General features: G+C 67.3%; 17 protein-coding genes and 1 riboswitch. Of the genes, 10 read left to right on the top strand and 7 right to left on the bottom strand.

Features of this window, described 5'->3' with window-relative positions; translation table 11 throughout:
* Complete coding sequence (locus Q0982_RS04380) at positions 1 to 492, top strand: DUF192 domain-containing protein (RefSeq protein ID WP_299392137.1); 492 nt, start codon at positions 1 to 3, stop codon at positions 490 to 492.
* 46 nt (positions 493 to 538) lie between these two features.
* Here the strand turns inward: Q0982_RS04380 and Q0982_RS04375 are convergent, their stop codons facing one another.
* The 4 genes from Q0982_RS04375 to Q0982_RS04360 all read right to left on the bottom strand — a co-directional run bounded on the left by Q0982_RS04375 (position 539) and on the right by Q0982_RS04360 (position 3859).
* Positions 539 to 838: a hypothetical protein gene (locus Q0982_RS04375; RefSeq protein WP_299392135.1), complete on the bottom strand. Its 300-nt coding sequence runs from the start codon at positions 836 to 838 to the stop codon at positions 539 to 541.
* 137 nt (positions 839 to 975) lie between these two features.
* Positions 976 to 1644 carry a class I SAM-dependent methyltransferase gene (locus tag Q0982_RS04370; protein ID WP_299392132.1) on the bottom strand — a complete coding sequence of 223 codons (669 nt, stop codon included), beginning with the start codon at positions 1642 to 1644 and terminating at the stop codon, positions 976 to 978.
* 17 nt (positions 1645 to 1661) lie between these two features.
* A complete protein-coding gene (locus Q0982_RS04365; RefSeq protein ID WP_299392131.1) occupies positions 1662 to 2018 on the bottom strand; it encodes a DUF1491 family protein in 357 nt (118 codons plus the stop codon).
* Positions 2019 to 2272: 254 nt separating this feature from the next.
* Positions 2273 to 3859 (bottom strand): peptide chain release factor 3, encoded by a 1587-nt coding sequence (locus Q0982_RS04360; RefSeq protein WP_299392128.1) that lies wholly within the window; start codon positions 3857 to 3859, stop codon positions 2273 to 2275.
* 189 nt (positions 3860 to 4048) lie between these two features.
* Between Q0982_RS04360 and Q0982_RS04355 the strand changes: the two genes are divergently transcribed.
* The 4 genes from Q0982_RS04355 to Q0982_RS04340 all read left to right on the top strand — a co-directional run bounded on the left by Q0982_RS04355 (position 4049) and on the right by Q0982_RS04340 (position 6159).
* Complete coding sequence (locus tag Q0982_RS04355; protein ID WP_299392126.1) at positions 4049 to 4720, top strand: hypothetical protein; 672 nt, start codon at positions 4049 to 4051, stop codon at positions 4718 to 4720.
* 134 nt (positions 4721 to 4854) lie between these two features.
* Positions 4855 to 5178, top strand: a complete 324-nt coding sequence (locus tag Q0982_RS04350; RefSeq protein ID WP_299392124.1) for a hypothetical protein — start codon at positions 4855 to 4857, stop codon at positions 5176 to 5178.
* Between the two features lie 33 nt (positions 5179 to 5211).
* On the top strand, positions 5212 to 5475 hold the full coding sequence (locus tag Q0982_RS04345; RefSeq protein ID WP_299392122.1) for a hypothetical protein: 264 nt from the start codon (positions 5212 to 5214) through the stop codon (positions 5473 to 5475).
* Between the two features lie 276 nt (positions 5476 to 5751).
* The gene (locus Q0982_RS04340; protein ID WP_299392119.1) at positions 5752 to 6159 is read left to right on the top strand and encodes a DoxX family protein; all 408 of its coding nucleotides are present in this window, start codon (positions 5752 to 5754) and stop codon (positions 6157 to 6159) included.
* Here Q0982_RS04340 and Q0982_RS04335 read toward each other — a convergent pair.
* Together Q0982_RS04335 and gcvA are read right to left on the bottom strand one after the other, a co-directional pair.
* Positions 6148 to 6798, bottom strand: coding sequence for a GNAT family protein (locus Q0982_RS04335; protein WP_322096946.1), 651 nt, complete (start codon positions 6796 to 6798; stop codon positions 6148 to 6150). The two genes, Q0982_RS04340 and Q0982_RS04335, sit on opposite strands and share 12 nt — an antisense overlap.
* 189 nt (positions 6799 to 6987) lie before the next feature.
* Positions 6988 to 7884 (bottom strand): transcriptional regulator GcvA, encoded by an 897-nt coding sequence (gene gcvA / locus Q0982_RS04330; RefSeq protein WP_299392114.1) that lies wholly within the window; start codon positions 7882 to 7884, stop codon positions 6988 to 6990.
* A gap of 222 nt (positions 7885 to 8106) precedes the next feature.
* On the opposite strand from gcvA, the gene Q0982_RS04325 reads away from it, so the two are divergent.
* Entirely contained in the window at positions 8107 to 8505 is a 399-nt protein-coding gene (locus tag Q0982_RS04325; protein ID WP_299392111.1) for a RidA family protein, read from the top strand.
* Between the two features lie 8 nt (positions 8506 to 8513).
* Here Q0982_RS04325 and Q0982_RS04320 read toward each other — a convergent pair whose 3' ends face one another.
* On the bottom strand, positions 8514 to 8837 hold the full coding sequence (locus Q0982_RS04320) for an NIPSNAP family protein (RefSeq protein ID WP_299392110.1): 324 nt from the start codon (positions 8835 to 8837) through the stop codon (positions 8514 to 8516).
* Between the two features lie 176 nt (positions 8838 to 9013).
* Positions 9014 to 9132, top strand: a riboswitch (TPP riboswitch).
* A 70-nt stretch (positions 9133 to 9202) separates the two neighbouring features.
* Between Q0982_RS04320 and thiB the strand changes: the two genes are divergently transcribed.
* The 4 genes from thiB (at position 9203) to Q0982_RS04300 (ending at position 15285) form a co-directional block, all read left to right on the top strand.
* On the top strand, positions 9203 to 10213 hold the full coding sequence (gene thiB / locus Q0982_RS04315; RefSeq protein WP_299392107.1) for a thiamine ABC transporter substrate binding subunit: 1011 nt from the start codon (positions 9203 to 9205) through the stop codon (positions 10211 to 10213).
* 19 nt (positions 10214 to 10232) lie between these two features.
* A complete protein-coding gene (thiP, locus tag Q0982_RS04310; protein WP_299392105.1) occupies positions 10233 to 11846 on the top strand; it encodes a thiamine/thiamine pyrophosphate ABC transporter permease in 1614 nt (537 codons plus the stop codon).
* Positions 11839 to 12606: a thiamine ABC transporter ATP-binding protein gene (gene thiQ, locus Q0982_RS04305; RefSeq protein ID WP_299392103.1), complete on the top strand. Its 768-nt coding sequence runs from the start codon at positions 11839 to 11841 to the stop codon at positions 12604 to 12606. The genes thiP and thiQ overlap by 8 nt, the downstream gene beginning before the upstream one ends.
* Positions 12607 to 12948: 342 nt before the next feature.
* Complete coding sequence (locus tag Q0982_RS04300) at positions 12949 to 15285, top strand: DUF2336 domain-containing protein (protein WP_299392101.1); 2337 nt, start codon at positions 12949 to 12951, stop codon at positions 15283 to 15285.
* The last annotated feature ends 12 nt before the right edge of the window (positions 15286 to 15297 follow it).

Raw genomic sequence — 15297 nt, 5'->3', positions numbered from 1 at the left:
ATGACAACGCCGCTGCGGGTTTTCGCCTTGATCGCTGCCGTGCTGGTGCTGGCCGCTGCACCAGGGGCCGGCCCTGCGCATGCGCAGGCCAACCTCGTGACCTTCGACAGGGACGAGATTGCGATCGAAACCGCTGCGGGCGGGCGTCACGTTTTCGAAGTGGAGATGGCGGTATCGCCGGATCAGCGCTCTCAGGGGCTGATGTTCAGGCACAGTATGGCCGCGATGGCGGGCATGCTGTTTCTCTTTGAACGGCCGGAACCCCGGGCCATGTGGATGAAGAATACGCTTATCCCTCTGGATATGCTCTTCATCGACGAGGGCGGTGTGATCGTACGCATTCAAGAGCGCACGGTGCCCTTCTCTTTGCAGGCCATTTCGTCCGGCCAGGACGTCATCGCGGTGTTGGAGTTGAACGCGGGGACGTCTTCGCGTCTTTCAATCAAACCCGGTGACCGGGTCATTCATTCAGCGTTCGAATCAGGTTCCTGAGAGCACCGACCTCAACTCAGCATGCCCAGTTTCCTGAAGCGCCAACTTAGGCCTCCGGGTCAGCGGCAACCTGGTCCATGGCGCGCCAGCCTTCACCGGCAGCCACCAGGCAGCTCATGCCCTGCGGAGTCGTCACGATGATGGACCAGGTCGTACCATTACCGGTGCTGAGCACCTCAACCAGTCCGCCGTTGTGGGTGACGCCCAAAGCGACCGGCGCTTCCTTGTACTTCTGCTGAAGAATTTTCAGAACAGAGTCACGCTGATCACATTGAGGCTGCGCCGCCGCCGAAGTGCTGGTGCTAACGAGGGCGAGCCCGGCGCTAAGCGCTAAGATCTTCCACATGGTTGGCCTCATCTTTCATTGCACGTTTGGCGAATCCCCTTCGCCGATCCCACAAGTTTTCCACGTGCGGATGAAGATGGCCTTAACGCTTGCTTAACGGAGCGTTAACGGCATTAGCTAACTTTCGTCTACGAACACTAAGCGCTTTGTTTGCGTGCAAGCATCAGCCCATCGCCAATCGGAATCAGCGAGCAATGCACGCGCGAATCGCCGGAAACCTTCGTGTTGATCGCGCGAATCGCCAGGGTGTCGGAGTCAGTTCGGTCGAGGTCAAGCACGTCGCCGCCCCAAAGAACGTTGTCAATGGCGATCAGTCCGCCTGGCCTCAGGAGCTGCAGCGACAGCTCGTAGTAAGAATCGTAGTTCGACTTGTCGGCGTCGATGAAAGCGAAGTCGTAGGTCCCGGCTTCGCCGTTTGCCAACAGCGCTTCCAGCGTCTCGACAGCCGGTGCGAGCCGGAGATCGATTTTCTTGTCCACCCCAGCCTCCTGCCAATAGCGCTTCGCAACGGCCGCGGTTTCCGCGTTGACGTCGCAGGCCACGATCCGGCCCTCCGGCGGCAATGCCAAGGCCACGGCCAGCGCCGAATAGCCGGTGAAGGTACCAACCTCGATGCAGCGCTTTGCCCCCAACAGCCGCACCAGCAGGGCCATGAACTGTCCCTGCTCGGGGGCGATCTGCATGATCGACAGCGGCAGGGTTGCGGTTTCCTCGCGCAGGCGGCGCATCACCGCCGGCTCGTTGAGGGAGTGCGCCAGGAGGTAGTCGTAGAGGGCGTCGCTCAGATCGATGGTGCGGTTGGCCATGAGGTTTCGCTTTCGGGTTAGAGGACCTTGCCTTCGAAGGGATGGCGGCCCTCGCGGTCTTCGATTTCGACGACCCAGACATCCGGGTCGCGGGCGACGGCCCGTTCGATGTAGGCATCGGCGTCGCTTTCTTCGACCAGTTCGCCGCCGAGCGCGGGCATCCAAGCAAGTACGCCGTCGAGGTCGCGGGTCTGATTGAGCACCCGGCAGCCGGCCTCAAGCTGGTTGATCTTCAGGATCAGCGTGCCGCTGTTCTTCTCGCCGCGGCGAACGACGGTGGCCGGCATCCCTTCGGCGAAGCAGCGCCGCAGATGGGCCTTGATCCAGACCTCGCTGGGCAGGCGTCCGTCGGCTTGCCAGTCGGAAGGGCTCATCGGCTGTTCCGAGACCACAGCAACGCCGTCTGGCGCCTGGGCTTCGAAGCTGGGCGAACAAAAGAGTCCCCCTCCCCCCTCGTGGGGGAGGGTTGGGGTGGGGGGGACTGCCTCGGCCTGATCGGAGCATTGCCACCGGCGTGGCACCCCCCTCCTAAATCCTCCCCCGCAAGGGGGGAGGACTTGTGTGTCGCGTTCACAGGAGACTCCGTGATCTCTTGAGATCGTGATTTCAGTCTGTAAACCCGGCGATCCTAGATCTGCTCCTTGGTCTTGAGGAAGCGGAGATCCGGGTTGTCCTCCGCGGCGCGGTCCAGATGCCAGGCGTTGCGCGCGAGGAAGACCGGTGCGCCGGTATGGTCCTCGCCCATGGCGCCCTGGTTGGCGTCGACGAAACGCTTCAGCTTCAGCGGCTCGTCGGCCTCTACCCAGCGCGCGGTGTGCAGAGTGGTGGGCTCGAAGTGGACAGGCACCTCGTACTCGGTGCGGATGCGGTCGGCCAGCACGTCGAACTGCAGCGGGCCGACGACGCCGACGATCCAGTCGGCGCCGATGTTGGGTTTGAAGACCCGGGCCGCGCCTTCCTCGGCCAATTGCTGCAGCGCGCGGCCCAGGTGTTTTGCGCGCAGCGGATCCTTAGGCCGGACGGTCTGCAGGTACTCCGGCGCGAAGGAGGGGATGCCGGTGAACTTCAGCTCCTCGCCTTCGGTCAGCGCATCGCCGATGCCGAGGTTGCCGTGGTTGGGGATGCCGATGATGTCGCCGGGCCAGGCCTCTTCCGCCAGCTCCCGGTCGCGCGCCAGGAACAGCACCGGGTTGTGGATGTTGAGGGTCTTGCCGCTGCGCGAATGCTTCAGCTTGGCGCCGCGCTTGAAGTGGCCGGAGCAGAGCCGGAGAAAGGCGATGCGGTCGCGGTGGTTGGGGTCCATGTTCGCCTGGATCTTGAAGACGAAGCCACTGATCTTCTTTTCCGTCGGTTCGACCTCGCGGCCCACTGCCGGCTGCGGGCGCGGGGCAGGGGCCATGTCGGCCACGCCCTGCAGAAGCTCGCGGACCCCGAAGTTGTTGAGCGCCGAGCCGAAGTAGACCGGCGTCATGGTGCCCTGGCGATAGGCTTCCAGGTCGAAGGCGGGGCAGAGTTCGCGCACCATCTCCACCTCTTCGCGGAGCTGGGCAACCGCGTCGGCCGGCAGCATCGCGTCCAGCTTGGGGTCGTCCAGGCCGTCGCAGGCCTCGCCCTCGGCGCCCTTCTTGTCGCGGCTGCGCTCCACCAGCAGCAGGCGGTCGCGCAGCAGGTCATAGCAGCCGAGGAAGGAGCGCCCCATGCCAATGGGCCAGGTCGCCGGCGTCACGTCCAGCGCCAGGCGCTGCTCCACCTCGTCGATCAGCTCGAAGGGGTCGCGCGCCTCGCGGTCCAGCTTGTTGACGAAGGTGATGATGGGCATGTCCCTGAGACGGCAGACCTCGAAGAGCTTCAGGGTCTGGGCCTCGATGCCTTTCGCCGCGTCGATGACCATGACCGCGGAATCGACCGCCGTCAGGGTGCGGTAGGTGTCTTCGGAAAAGTCTTCGTGGCCCGGCGTGTCCAGCAGGTTGAAGGTCTTGCCGGCATAGTCGTAGGTCATGACGGAGGAGGCGACGGAGATGCCGCGCTCGCGCTCCACCTTCATCCAGTCCGAATGGGCGCGGCGCTGCTCGCCGCGCGCCTTCACGGCGCCGGCCATCTGAATCGCACCGCCGAACAGCAGCAGCTTCTCCGTCAGCGTGGTCTTGCCCGCGTCGGGGTGCGAGATGATCGCAAAGGTGCGCCGCCGCGCGACGGCATCGGAAAGGTCTGTCATGCTCGAAATCTAGCTTCCTGCGGTGCCGGCCGAAGGCCCGGGCATCGCGACAACGGCGCGCCTTATAGCCGGGCAAGCCCGAATTGTCGATGCCCTGACCGCCAGGCGCTGCGGGCCGGCGCCGACGCCGGGGGGCCACTTTATGCCCCAGGTTTCCTCGGGTCTGGCGGTTGCCGGGCGCAGGTTTCGGTGCCAGTCTTTCGGCGCCGCGACTCCGCGCGCATTTCCGCCGCCGCCCAGGAAAAGCCCATACCCGTGCTGACCGTCGAGCTTGATCTAGAGCGCGTCAATGCGGCCCAGCGCGGCTATCTGGACCAGCGCACCCGCGCCGGCACACAACGGGCCAACCGTGTCAGGGTGATGCGCGACATCCTGCGGCACGCGGCGGGGCGCTTCGGGGAGCGGCAGCTTGCGGCGGTGCCGCGCGGCGGTCCCCTGTTGGAGGACGGCCGCCAGGAGACCCTGGACGCGGCGCTGTTCGGCCCCCTGGCCCGGCAGGGCTGGCCCAGGCGGGCCGCCGCGGTGCTGCACGGCCTGCACCTGCCGGCCGCACCCCTGTTGCCCGCGACGGCCTGCTGCAAGGGCGGCCCCGGCCTCTCCACGCTCGATCCCGCGAGCTATCGGACCCGGCTTGACGACGGCCCGGCCCAGGCCCGGGAACTGGGCGACACCACGGCACTGGCGGTCTATCTGCACCCCCTGAAGCAGCTCCGGATCCTCTGGATCGGGGCGGAGAGCGACCATCAGCTCGCCGTTGCCCGGCTGCGGCGGGAAACCCGCCTCTGGACCGACTGGCGCCCGGTCAGCCCCGACTATGCGGATTGGTTGGAGAAGGCCTGCAAGGCTGCCCAGGCCTCCTAACTCCGACGCACCCTTCCTGTCAGGATCTTGACAAGAGAGCCGATTTGTTGTTGAATTCGACAACAAGCGGAACCACCTGCGGGTCACCACCCGAGACATCCAACCTCGCCTGCGAGCAAGGAAAGGGCGTGCTCATGTCCGAAAGCAAGGCATCTGCCGAGGCAGCCAAGGCGCGCAAGCGCCCCCAGGCCCAGGCCTTCAAGAGCGGCGACCCCGATATCGAGGCGCTGCGTGCGACCGCCCGCGGCGTGGCGCGGCTGGAGGTGGCCGACGCGGTGGCCGAGGCACTGGCCGCCTACGAGGGCAGCCTGCGCGACCTGCAGAAGGCAAGCGGCCTCGACCCCGCCTTCGTTTCCAAGCTGGCCAGCGGCAAGGTGAACAAGCAGGGCGCCACCGTGGCCTCCCTGGCGCAGATCGCGCTGGCCATGAACAAGTCCCTGAAGATCACGATTGAGTAGGGCTGGTCGCAGCCGACACCCCGGGACTGGTCCATGATCGCCGCCTGGCTCGCCTTTCTCTCCAACATCATGCTGGCGGTGGCGGCGCTTTACGTCACCGGCCAGGCCCTGCGCGGCTGGTACAAGGAGATCCAGGCGGAGAAACTGCCCGAAGGTCCGGAGAAGGAGGCGATGATCAACGACGCCAAGACCTTCTACGCTCTCGCCAGCCTCTCCAAGGTCTGGGTCCTCTTGCTGATCTTCGTCGGCACGCTGCTGCGCCTCGCCGTCGGTCTCTTCCAGGGGCCCTGGACTTAAGGCTGCGAACAGGCTGAGGCCGGTGGCCCATCCTTCGAGGCTCCGCTGCGCTCCGCACCTCAGGATGAGGTGGGTGTTTGGCCCTCAGCACGGCCTCATGCTGAGGAGGGCCGGCAGGCCCGTCTCGAAGCATGCGATCTTTCCTTGGATCGGCAGGAGGGACTTGGTCTCGACATGAGCGTCCCTATGTATCCAAGGTGACGGGACCGAGGTCTGGCGAGCGGGTCCGTGCCTTTCCCCAAAAAAGCTGACCGCTTCTAGAACGAGGAGCAGACGATGACGGAAACACTCACCGCCTGGGCGCCGCGCGTTCTTTCCGTGGCCCGCATCATGGCCGCGCTGATCTTCATGGCGCACGGCACGCAGAAACTCCTGAACTTCCCGATGCGGACCAGCGAGGGGCCGGGGCCGGAACTGCTCTCCATGCTGGGCATCGCCGGCATTATCGAACTGATCGGCGGCGCGCTCCTGGCGCTCGGCCTGTTCACCCGCCCGGTTGCCTTCCTCTGCTCCGGCCTGATGGCGGCGGCCTATTTCATCGCCCATGCACCGCGGAGCTTCTTCCCGACGCTCAACGGCGGCGACGCGGCCATAATGTTCTGCTTTTTCTTCCTCTACCTGGTCTTCGCCGGCGGCGGCTCCTGGTCGCTCGATGCGATGCGGTCGAAGCCGTCAGCGCCGTAACGCCGCGCGGATAGCCGCCAGCGACTTCACCTGCCGCCCCTCGGCATCGAAATTGTCAGGCGCCAGCCAGGTCTCGAAGGCGGCCTTGGCGTCGGGCCACTCCTTGTCGAGGAGGGAGTACCAGGCGGTGTCGCGGTTGCGGCCCTTGACGACGGTGGCCTGGCGGAACACGCCTTCGAAGGTGAAGCCCAACCGTTCCGCCGCGCGGCGAGAAGCGGCGTTCAGCGCGTTGCACTTCCACTCGTAGCGGCGGTAGCCCAATTCGTCGAAGACCCGGGCCATCATCAGGAACATGACCTCGGTGGCTGCCGGGGTGGCCTGCAGGGCCGGGGCGTAGTGGATATGCCCGACCTCGATGCTGCCGATGGCCGGCGCGATGCGCAGATAGCTGGCGACCCCCAGGGCTCTGCCGCTGGCCCTGTCGATGACCGCATGGAACAGCGGGTCGTCATCCAGGCAGGTCGCCTGCATCCACGCTTTCAGCTCGGCCAATGTGGCAAAGGGGCCGTAGGGCAGGTAGGTCCAGCTCCGCCCCGCCGGGTCGGCGGTGTAGGCGGTGAAGAGGTCGTCGGCATGAGCCTCCGGGTCGAGTGGCTCGACCCGGCAGAAACGGCCTTCAAGGGCACTTCGGGGCGGCACCGGGCGGGGCGTCCAGCCGGGCAGGGGCTCGCCTAAGGGCAAATCGGCGGACGCGTTAGGGGAAGAGGTGGTATCAGGCATCTGGGTGTGCTTTGGCATTGTTGGGCAGCCCCCGCTCATGCCCCGATGCGGTCTTTCGGGCAAGGGCCAGATGGGGACAGAGCAGGAGACCACTTGCGCTGCGGCCGCTTAGGGTCTGCGCCGGAAGTCCGCAAAGCTTTCGGTCAGCCAGTCGCGCAGCGCCGCCACCACCGGCCGGTTCTGGTCGCCGGCCCGGCAGACGAAGAAGAGCGACCGCTCCAGCGGGAGGGTCACGTCGCTTACCTGGATCAGACGCCCGGCCGCCAGGTCGTCGGCGGCCAGCAGGCGCCGCACCAGGGCCACCGCTTGGCCGTCCAGGGCCGCCGCGATCAGGACCCCGCTGTCGATGTAGCGGTCCCCCGGTAAAGCCCCGTTGAGGGACTTCGCACCGGCTTTTTCGAGCCATCGATCCCAGCCCGGGTTGTAGTCGTCGTGCACCAGCGGGAAGGTGATCAGGTCGTGCGGCGAAAGCGGAAGACTGGCGCCGTCCATCAGGCCCGGTGCCGCGACCGCCACCAGCTCCTCCTCCGTCAGCCGGGTTTCGTGCAGGCTGGTCCATCCGCCTGTGCCGAAGCGCAGGGCGCAGTCGACCGGCTGTTCGTGAAGATCGACCGGCGCGTCGTTGGTGTCGAGCAGCACCGCGATCTCCGGGTGGCGGCGGCGGAAGGCCGGCAGCCGCGGCACCAGCCACTTCAGGGCCAGGGAGGTGGTCAGCGACAGCGTGATCGTTGTGTCGGCGCGGCGCCGCGCCAGGTCGGCAACGCCGCCGCGCAGAGCGGCGAAGGCGGCGCGGGAGGCCTGGAACAGCACCGCGCCGTCGCCGGTCAGGGCCGCGCCCTTTGCCGTTCGATGAAAGAGCGGGGTGTCGAGCTGCTGCTCCAGGGCCCGGATCTGCCGGCTCACGGCGCCGTGGGTGACGGCCAGTTCGTCCGCCGCGCGGCTGAAGCTGCCGTGGCGGGCCACGGCGTCGAAGGCCTGGATCGCGCGCAGCGACGGGAGTCTCATGGCTGGCACCGGTGTTACATAAACTCACAGAGTATTGAGCTTATATCGTTTGCGCCAAGGCTCAAGCGGGCCTTTTTATTGGGATGTGCCAGGGGGGTAGACGGTGCTGACGGCAGAGACCTTTACCCTTGATCTCACAGAAGAACTGGCGGTGGGACGGCCGCGCCAGGGCCGCCCCCAGGACCGCCCCAGGGCCGCAGGATCGCCACAGGAAGGAAAACCATGCTGAAGCGCCACAATCCGACGACGGTCCGCCCGGTCAAGCCGCCTTTCGACACGATCTTTGCGCATGTGGTCGAAATCCAGTCGCCGCAGAGGCTGTACTTCATCGCCGGGCAGATCGGCTTGAATCCGCAAGGGGCAACGCCCGCGTCCTTCGACGCGCAGTGTCATGAGACCATGAACAGCGTGGAAGCGATCCTCTCCTCCTTCGATCTCTCGGTGAACAACATCCTCCGCGTCGTCTACTACGTCACCGATCCGGCCCATCTGCCGGCCCTGACGAAGATCCGCCAGGACCGCTGGGGGGGCTTCGAGGCCCCGGCGGTCACCACCCTCGTGGTCGCCGCCCTGGCCCGCCCGGAACTGCTGGTCGAGATCGAAGTGACCGCCGGCTGCTAGCCCGTGCCTTAGACCGGGTCGGCGTGCGGCGCCGAGGCCAGTTTCAGGAAGATTCGATCCTCCCGGCGGATGAAGCGTTCCGCCTCTGCGAAGCGGTAGTTCTCCCGGCCCAGAGGATCGGCGGCCAGGCGGGCGCGATAGGCCTCGTAGGCCGCCAGACTCTCGATTGTGTAAACGCCGTAGGCGGTGGTGGCCGAGCCTTCGTGCGGCGCGAAGTAGCCGATCAGCTCCGCACCGCAGCGCGGGATCGCCTGGCCCCAGGTCCGGGCGTAGGTCTCAAAGGCTTCTCTCTTGAAGGGGTCGATCTCGTAGCGGATGAAACAGGTGATCATCGGCGTCCTCTCCGGGTGGCGATGAGATGAGCGTGAGGACGCCACTTCACCACGGGTCGCGCGCGTGATGATTCGCCTGATGTCGAAGTATGAGTGCCTTCCAAATCGGCTCATCGCGCCGCCGCCCGCCTTCCCGGGAGGGCTTGTCAGGGGCGGGGCGCGGCCCTAGTCTCTGCTCAGTCTCAACGGGGTGCCCTGCAACGGGCTGAGAGACCGGACTGCGCTTTGCCGTCCGGACAACCCGATGAACCTGACCCGGGTAATGCCGGCGGAGGGATTTGAGCCACCGGCCCTTCGAAGCCCAACGATTTCAAGGCCCAGCGATCCTCAAAACCATCCGCCCCATAGCTTTATGGAGCGATGTCATGCGCCTTTTCTCCTTCGTCGCCGTTCTGGCAGCCATGGTGCCTCTGCTTGCCGGCGGAGCCGCCGCCGAAGAGGAAAAGCGGCTCACCGTCTATACATACGATGCCTTCACCTCAGACTGGGGGCCGGGCCCGCGCATCAAGGAGGCCTTCGAGGCCGAGTGCGGCTGCGTGCTGGACTTCGTCGCCATCGACACCTCGGGCGGCGTGCTGAGCCGCCTGCGCCTGGAGGGGGAGAGCAGCAAGGCCGACGTCATTCTGGGCCTCGATCTCAACCTGATGGCCGAGGCCAAGGCGACCGGTCTGCTGGCGCCGCATGGGGTGGCAGCGGAGGGTCTCACCCTGCCGGTCGACTGGAGCGACGAGACCTTTCTGCCCTTCGATTACGGTTACTTCGCGTTCGTCTACGACACCGAGGCGCTGGCGCAGCCGCCGCGTAGCCTGAAGGAGCTGGTGGAGGCACCGGACGATCTGAAGATCATTCTCCAGGACCCGCGCACCTCGACGCCCGGATTGGGTATCATGCTCTGGGTCCGCGCCGTCTATGGCGAGGACGCGCCAGAGGCCTGGGCGAAGCTCGCGCGCAAGACCGTCACCACGACCAAGGGCTGGAGCGAGGCCTACGGCCTGTTCCTCGAGGGCGAGGCGCCGCTGGTGCTGAGCTACACCACCTCGCCCGCCTATCACATGATCGCCGAGCAGACCGAGCGCTATCAGGCGGCGGCCTTTGAGGAGGGCCATTACATGCAGGTGGAGGTGGCGGCGATCCCCAAGGCCGCGCCGCAGCCCGAGCTCGCGGGCCAGTTCCTCGCCTTTATGGTCAGCCCCGGTTTTCAGACCGCCATTCCCACCGGGAACTGGATGTATCCGGTGGTCGACCTGCCCGACGGCCTGCCGCCCGAGTTCGACAAGCTGGTCGACCCGGCCCGCCCGCTGCTGTTCAGTCCGGAAGAGGTGAGCGAAAACCGCCAGGCCTGGGTCGACGAGTGGCTGCAGGCGGTCAGCCGCTAAGCGTGGCGGAAGTCATGTGATGCCGTGGTGGCTCCCGGCGGGCCTGGCGCTCAGCCTGGTGGCCCTGCTGGCCGGCGGCGCGCTGCTCGCCCTCGGCTTCGCGGCCGGCGGCTTCGATCTCGCGGAGACCCTCGGCCAGCCCTACCTCTGGCGGGTCGTCTGGTTCACCCTCTGGCAGGCCGCGCTGTCGACCCTGCTGTCGGTGGGCTTTGCCATTCCGCTGGCCCGGGCGCTGGCACGCCGCGACTTTCCGGGGCGCGGCCTTTTGCTGCGGCTGTTCAGCCTCTCCCTCGTGGTGCCGGTGATCGTCGCTATTTTCGGCATCGCCGCCGTGCACGGACGGCGCGGCTGGGTCAACGACGGCCTGGAACTGCTGGGCTTTCAGGGCCTGCACTATCTCTACGGGCTGGGCGGCATCCTGATCGGCCATTGCTTTTTCAATCTGCCCTTCGTCGCCCGGGTGCTCCTGCAGGCGCTGGACTCGGTTCCGCCCGAAAGCTGGCGCGTGGCCAGCCAGTACGGCCTGCGCTCGCGCGACATCTTCCGGCTGATCGAATGGCCGGCCCTGCGCAGCGTCCTGCCGGGTATCGCGGGCCTTGTGTTCATGCTCTGCTTCACCTCCTTTGCCGTGGTGCTCACCCTCGGCGGCGGACCGCGGGCGACGACCCTGGAGGTGGCGGTCTACCAGGCCCTGCGCTTCGACTTCGACCTCGGGCGGGCGGTCACCCTGGCCGTCGTCCAGCTCGTCTTCTGCGGCGGCATCGTCTTCTGCCTGCTGCGGCTGTCGGTTCCCGGCAACCTGACCCTTACCGAGGGGCGCGTCTACGAGCGGCCGGACCGGGCCGATCCCCTGGGGCGCTGGCTCGACGGCCTGCTCATTACCCTGGGCACGCTCTTCGTCGTGCTGCCCTTGGCCGCAGTGGCGCTGGCGGGTTTCAACGCGACGGCGTCGGCGGTGCTGAGCGACCCGCGGCTGTGGCGTGCCCTCGGCCAGTCGCTCACCATCGCCCTTACCTCCGGCGGTCTCGCCCTGGTGTTGGGGGGCGCGGTCCTGGTCAGCAGCCGCATCCTGCGCCACCGCTTGCAGCGGAGCCGGGCGGCGGCGCGCCTGGAGCTCTCCGCCTCGCTGATCCTCGTGGTGCCGCCCTTCGTTCTGGCCACGGGGCTCTTCGTCCTGCTGCGGCCTTTCACCGACGTCTTCGCCCTCGGCCTGCCGCTGGTGGTGCTGGTCAACGCCCTGATGGCACTGCCCTTTGTGGTGCGCTTTCTCGGCGGCCCGATGATGGACGAGGCCCAGCGCCACGACCGCCTGTGCCAGAGCCTCGGCATCGCCGGCTGGAGCCGGCTGCGCCTGATCGAATGGCCAAATCTGCGGCGTCCGGCTGCCCTGGCTCTTGCAGTGGCGGCGACGCTCTCCATGGGCGACCTCGGGGTCATCGCCCTGTTTGGCAGCGAGGACTTCGCCACCCTGCCGTTGCTGCTCTACCGCGCTATGGGCAGCTTCCGCATGGCCGAGGCTGCGGTGATCGCGGCATTTCTGTCGCTCGTCTGCCTGCTGGTCTTCTTCGCCATCGATACCCTGCTTGGCCGGGCCAGCATCCGGCTGCCTGGCCGGAGTGTCCGTCATGCATGAGGGGCCCTTGCGGGAAAGCGGGCTGGGAGGGCCGGTCAGGGATCCCATCCTGTCCGTAAGCGCGCTGACGTTCCGCTACGAGGACATGACCATGGTGTTCGACCTGGCGGTTGGGCGCGGCGACTGCCTGGCGCTGCTGGGGCCGAGCGGCGGCGGCAAGTCGACGCTCCTGAACCTGATCGCCGGCTTCGAGACGCCGCTGTCCGGCCGCTTGGAGATCGACGGCCGGGACGTGACGGCGGTGGAACCCGCCGGACGGCCCGTCACGAGTTTGTTCCAGGAACACAACCTCTTCGCCCATCTCACTGTGGATCAGAACGTCGGTCTCGGCCTCGATCCCGGCCTGCGGCTGGATGCGGCGCAGCGCCGGGCCGTCGAGGAGGCGCTGCAGAGCGTCGGGCTGGCCGGCCTCGGCGGGCGCCGCCCGGCCCAGCTTTCCGGTGGCCAGCGCCAGCGCGTGGCTCTGGCCCGCAGCCTCGTGCGTCGCCGCCCGCTGCTGCTGCTCGACGAACCCTTCTCGGCCCTCGACCCGGGCTTGCGCCTGGAAATGCTGGATCTGGTCGACCGTTTGCGGCGCGACCACGGGCTGACGGTGGTGATGGTCAGCCACAATCCCGAAGACGCCCATCGCATCGCACCCAGTACCGCTTTTTTGTGCGACGGCCGCATTGCCGTGCAGGGCAGCACGGCGGACCTGCTCGCCGACCCACCACTGTCGGCCCTGGCCGCATTTCTGGGGCAGGGGCGGCGGGATGGGTAGCCGGCCCGAAACCGCGGACGGCCCGTCCGGCTGATCCGAGTCGGGCGGCGTCCTCCGCTTCCAGCGGCGGCCCAAATGCTCTAGGTTACGAAGCCCGGAGGATCTGCTGGCCCGGAGTCTGGCGCTGGCCGGCGTGACGCCCCGAGAGCAAGCAACAAGAACGATCGCCTGCGAGCGGTCGAGCCAGGTGGTATGGGGTCGGCGCAATCGAGCCGCAGAGCAGTGTCCGCTGAACGCAGACCGTCAAGAGCGTACCGCGCTCTACGGGACGGGGTGCTCGTCTGCTGCCTGTTGGCAGCGACCTTTGGCGGCCCGGCTCTGGCGCAATCGCCTGCGAGCCAGTTGGGCCCAGGTCAGCGGGGCGCAGAGCAGTTCACAGGAGAGCAGGCGAGCGGGGCGCTGGAAGAGGCGGATCTTCGCACTGCGGTTGCCGAACTGGAAAGTCTTGCGCGCTTCTACGGCAACATCGCAGCACGGGACAGCAACAGCTTCGCCAGCACCCGCTGGGCGGAACTGCAGGGCAATTACCGCGCCCTTGCCGAGCGGCTGAGAGCACTGCTCGATGCCGGGCGGCTGCGCATCGCCGACCTGCCGGATGGCGCTTTGCGGGTTTCACCCGACGGTCTGGTCGAAATCGACGTGCGTCTGGATGGGCAGTGGCTGCCGAGCCTGGTGCGTTTCTCCCGGCTGCGCGAGCAGGGCGGAGCGAGCAACAGCGACCAGTTGCTGCCGATCATGATCGAGGCGCTGGCCCAGGCCGAGCCCTCGGCGGACTGGCGCTGGTTCGACGACCACGTGCGCCGTTCCGGTACCTTGGCGCCTGTCGCTCAGCAGACCGCCAGCCGCGCCGACTTGGCGCGCTACTTTTTTCTGAAGGACAGCTACCTGAGCCTTTCCATGCAGCGCATCGCCGAGGGGGATCCGGGCCTGCGCCACGCCTGGGCACGCCGCCAGATGCGCGCCTTCACCGAGGTGCGCAGCCTGCGGCGCGGTTTCGCCGGGCGCTTCGGGTCCGGGCCTGCCGAATTGCTGCGTCAGGACTGGTCCAACTATGTGGCTTTGGTGGACGGCTTTGCCGTGACCCGGGGCTGGTTGATGCTGGATCCGACGCTGCGCCTGACCCAGGCCGCGGAGCCGCCGCCGCCGGGAACCATCCGCCAGGCCGCCGATGAGATCGTCTCTGCCCAGCAGAGTTCCATCATGGCGCTGCGCGACGGTCAGCGGTCGCCCGGCATCTCGTCCACGCCTCTCGCCGGGGCTGCCGGAGAGAGCGCGATGATCGGCCCGAGCCTTGCGGCCCTGGTGGAGGGTGCCGACCGGCTCGCAGCCCAGCAGGCGCTGGGCGGCGAGGTCGCCGCATCGATCCCCTTGCAGGCCCTGATGCTTCGCCCGGAGATCCGTTCCTCGCAGTCCGACTCTGCCGAGTTCAGGGCTTTTGCTGCGCGCCTGAAGGAGGTGCTGGAACAGCCCGATCCCAGCGTGGAGCTTGCCCGGCGCGAGGAGGCGCTGGAGGCGGCTGAGGAACAGCTCCGCGCTCTGGAAGCGCGGGTCAACGAACTGGAGCCGGTCGAGGAGGAGGTGGCGACCTTGCAGGAGCGGGTTGAGGTCCTGCGGGGAGCCGAAGAACAGGTCGCTGTCCTGGAAGAGGAGGTCGCGGGCCTGCGGGAGGCCGAGCAACAGGTTGCAGAGCTGCAGGAGCAGGTCGGCGCCTTGGACGAAGCACAGGACGAGGTGGCGGCCCTGCGTGCCCAGGTCGAGAACCTCGATACGGCGCTGGACGTGCGTGACGAACAAACCGCGATGCTTCAGGAACAGCTGGCCGAGGCCCAGCGCGATCCGGCATCTGCCATTGCGCCGGCGGTGACCCGCATCGAACAGCGCCAGCTCTACATGATGGCGGCCATTGGGGTGATGTTCATCCTGACGGTCATCGTCTGGCTGTGGCGGCGCGACCGCCAGGTGGTGATCTATGAAGAGCGGCCGGCGCCGCGGCAGGTCGCACCGCCGCCCAAGCTGCTGACCGGGCCGATGTCGGGTGCACCGGTGTCGGGTGCACCGGTGTCGGGTGCACCGGTGTCGGGTGAACAGGTGTCGGGTGCAGCGGCATCGGGGCGTAGCCCCCTGGCGGAGGCGCCCTCGCCGCCCGATGTTATCGATGTCGGCCCCGAGGAGGGGCACGGCGACGATGTCGAGGTGGCTGCCCCAGCGAATGGTGCAGACGTTGGTCCCCCTGAAGCCCGACTGGCAGGGGCGGGGGAGGATCACCTGCGCATGGCGGCCGCCGCCGTTCAGGCAGCCGCCTTGGGCGATGAGGAGCGGATCGCCGACCACCCCATTGTCAGGGCTCTGCGCAAAGGCAACCTGCCGCTCTTCGAACTGCTCTTCGCCGAGCTCACCGAGCTGCGCAGCCCGCAACTGCAGCGGATCGTCTACGGTGGCGGGGGTGAGGACCTGGCGATCGCCTGCCGCGCGGTGGGCGTCGACAAGCTGCTGTTCGGGGCGATCTTCCTGCTCACCGATCACCTGCGCGGCGGTGATGCGGACACGGATCCGGAGCGTGTGGCAGCGATCCTCAGTGTCTATGACCGCACGGCACCGGAAACGGCAAAGCGTGCACTCTTGAAATGGCAGCGCAACTGGGGGACGGAAACCGTGGACGAACCCTCTCTTGCGGACTGACGCACTGCGGCC

Source organism: Pelagibius sp. (assembly GCF_028281305.1).
Classification (GTDB): domain Bacteria; phylum Pseudomonadota; class Alphaproteobacteria; order Kiloniellales; family Kiloniellaceae; genus Pelagibius.
This window is presented reverse-complemented; position numbering and strand designations above follow the sequence as displayed.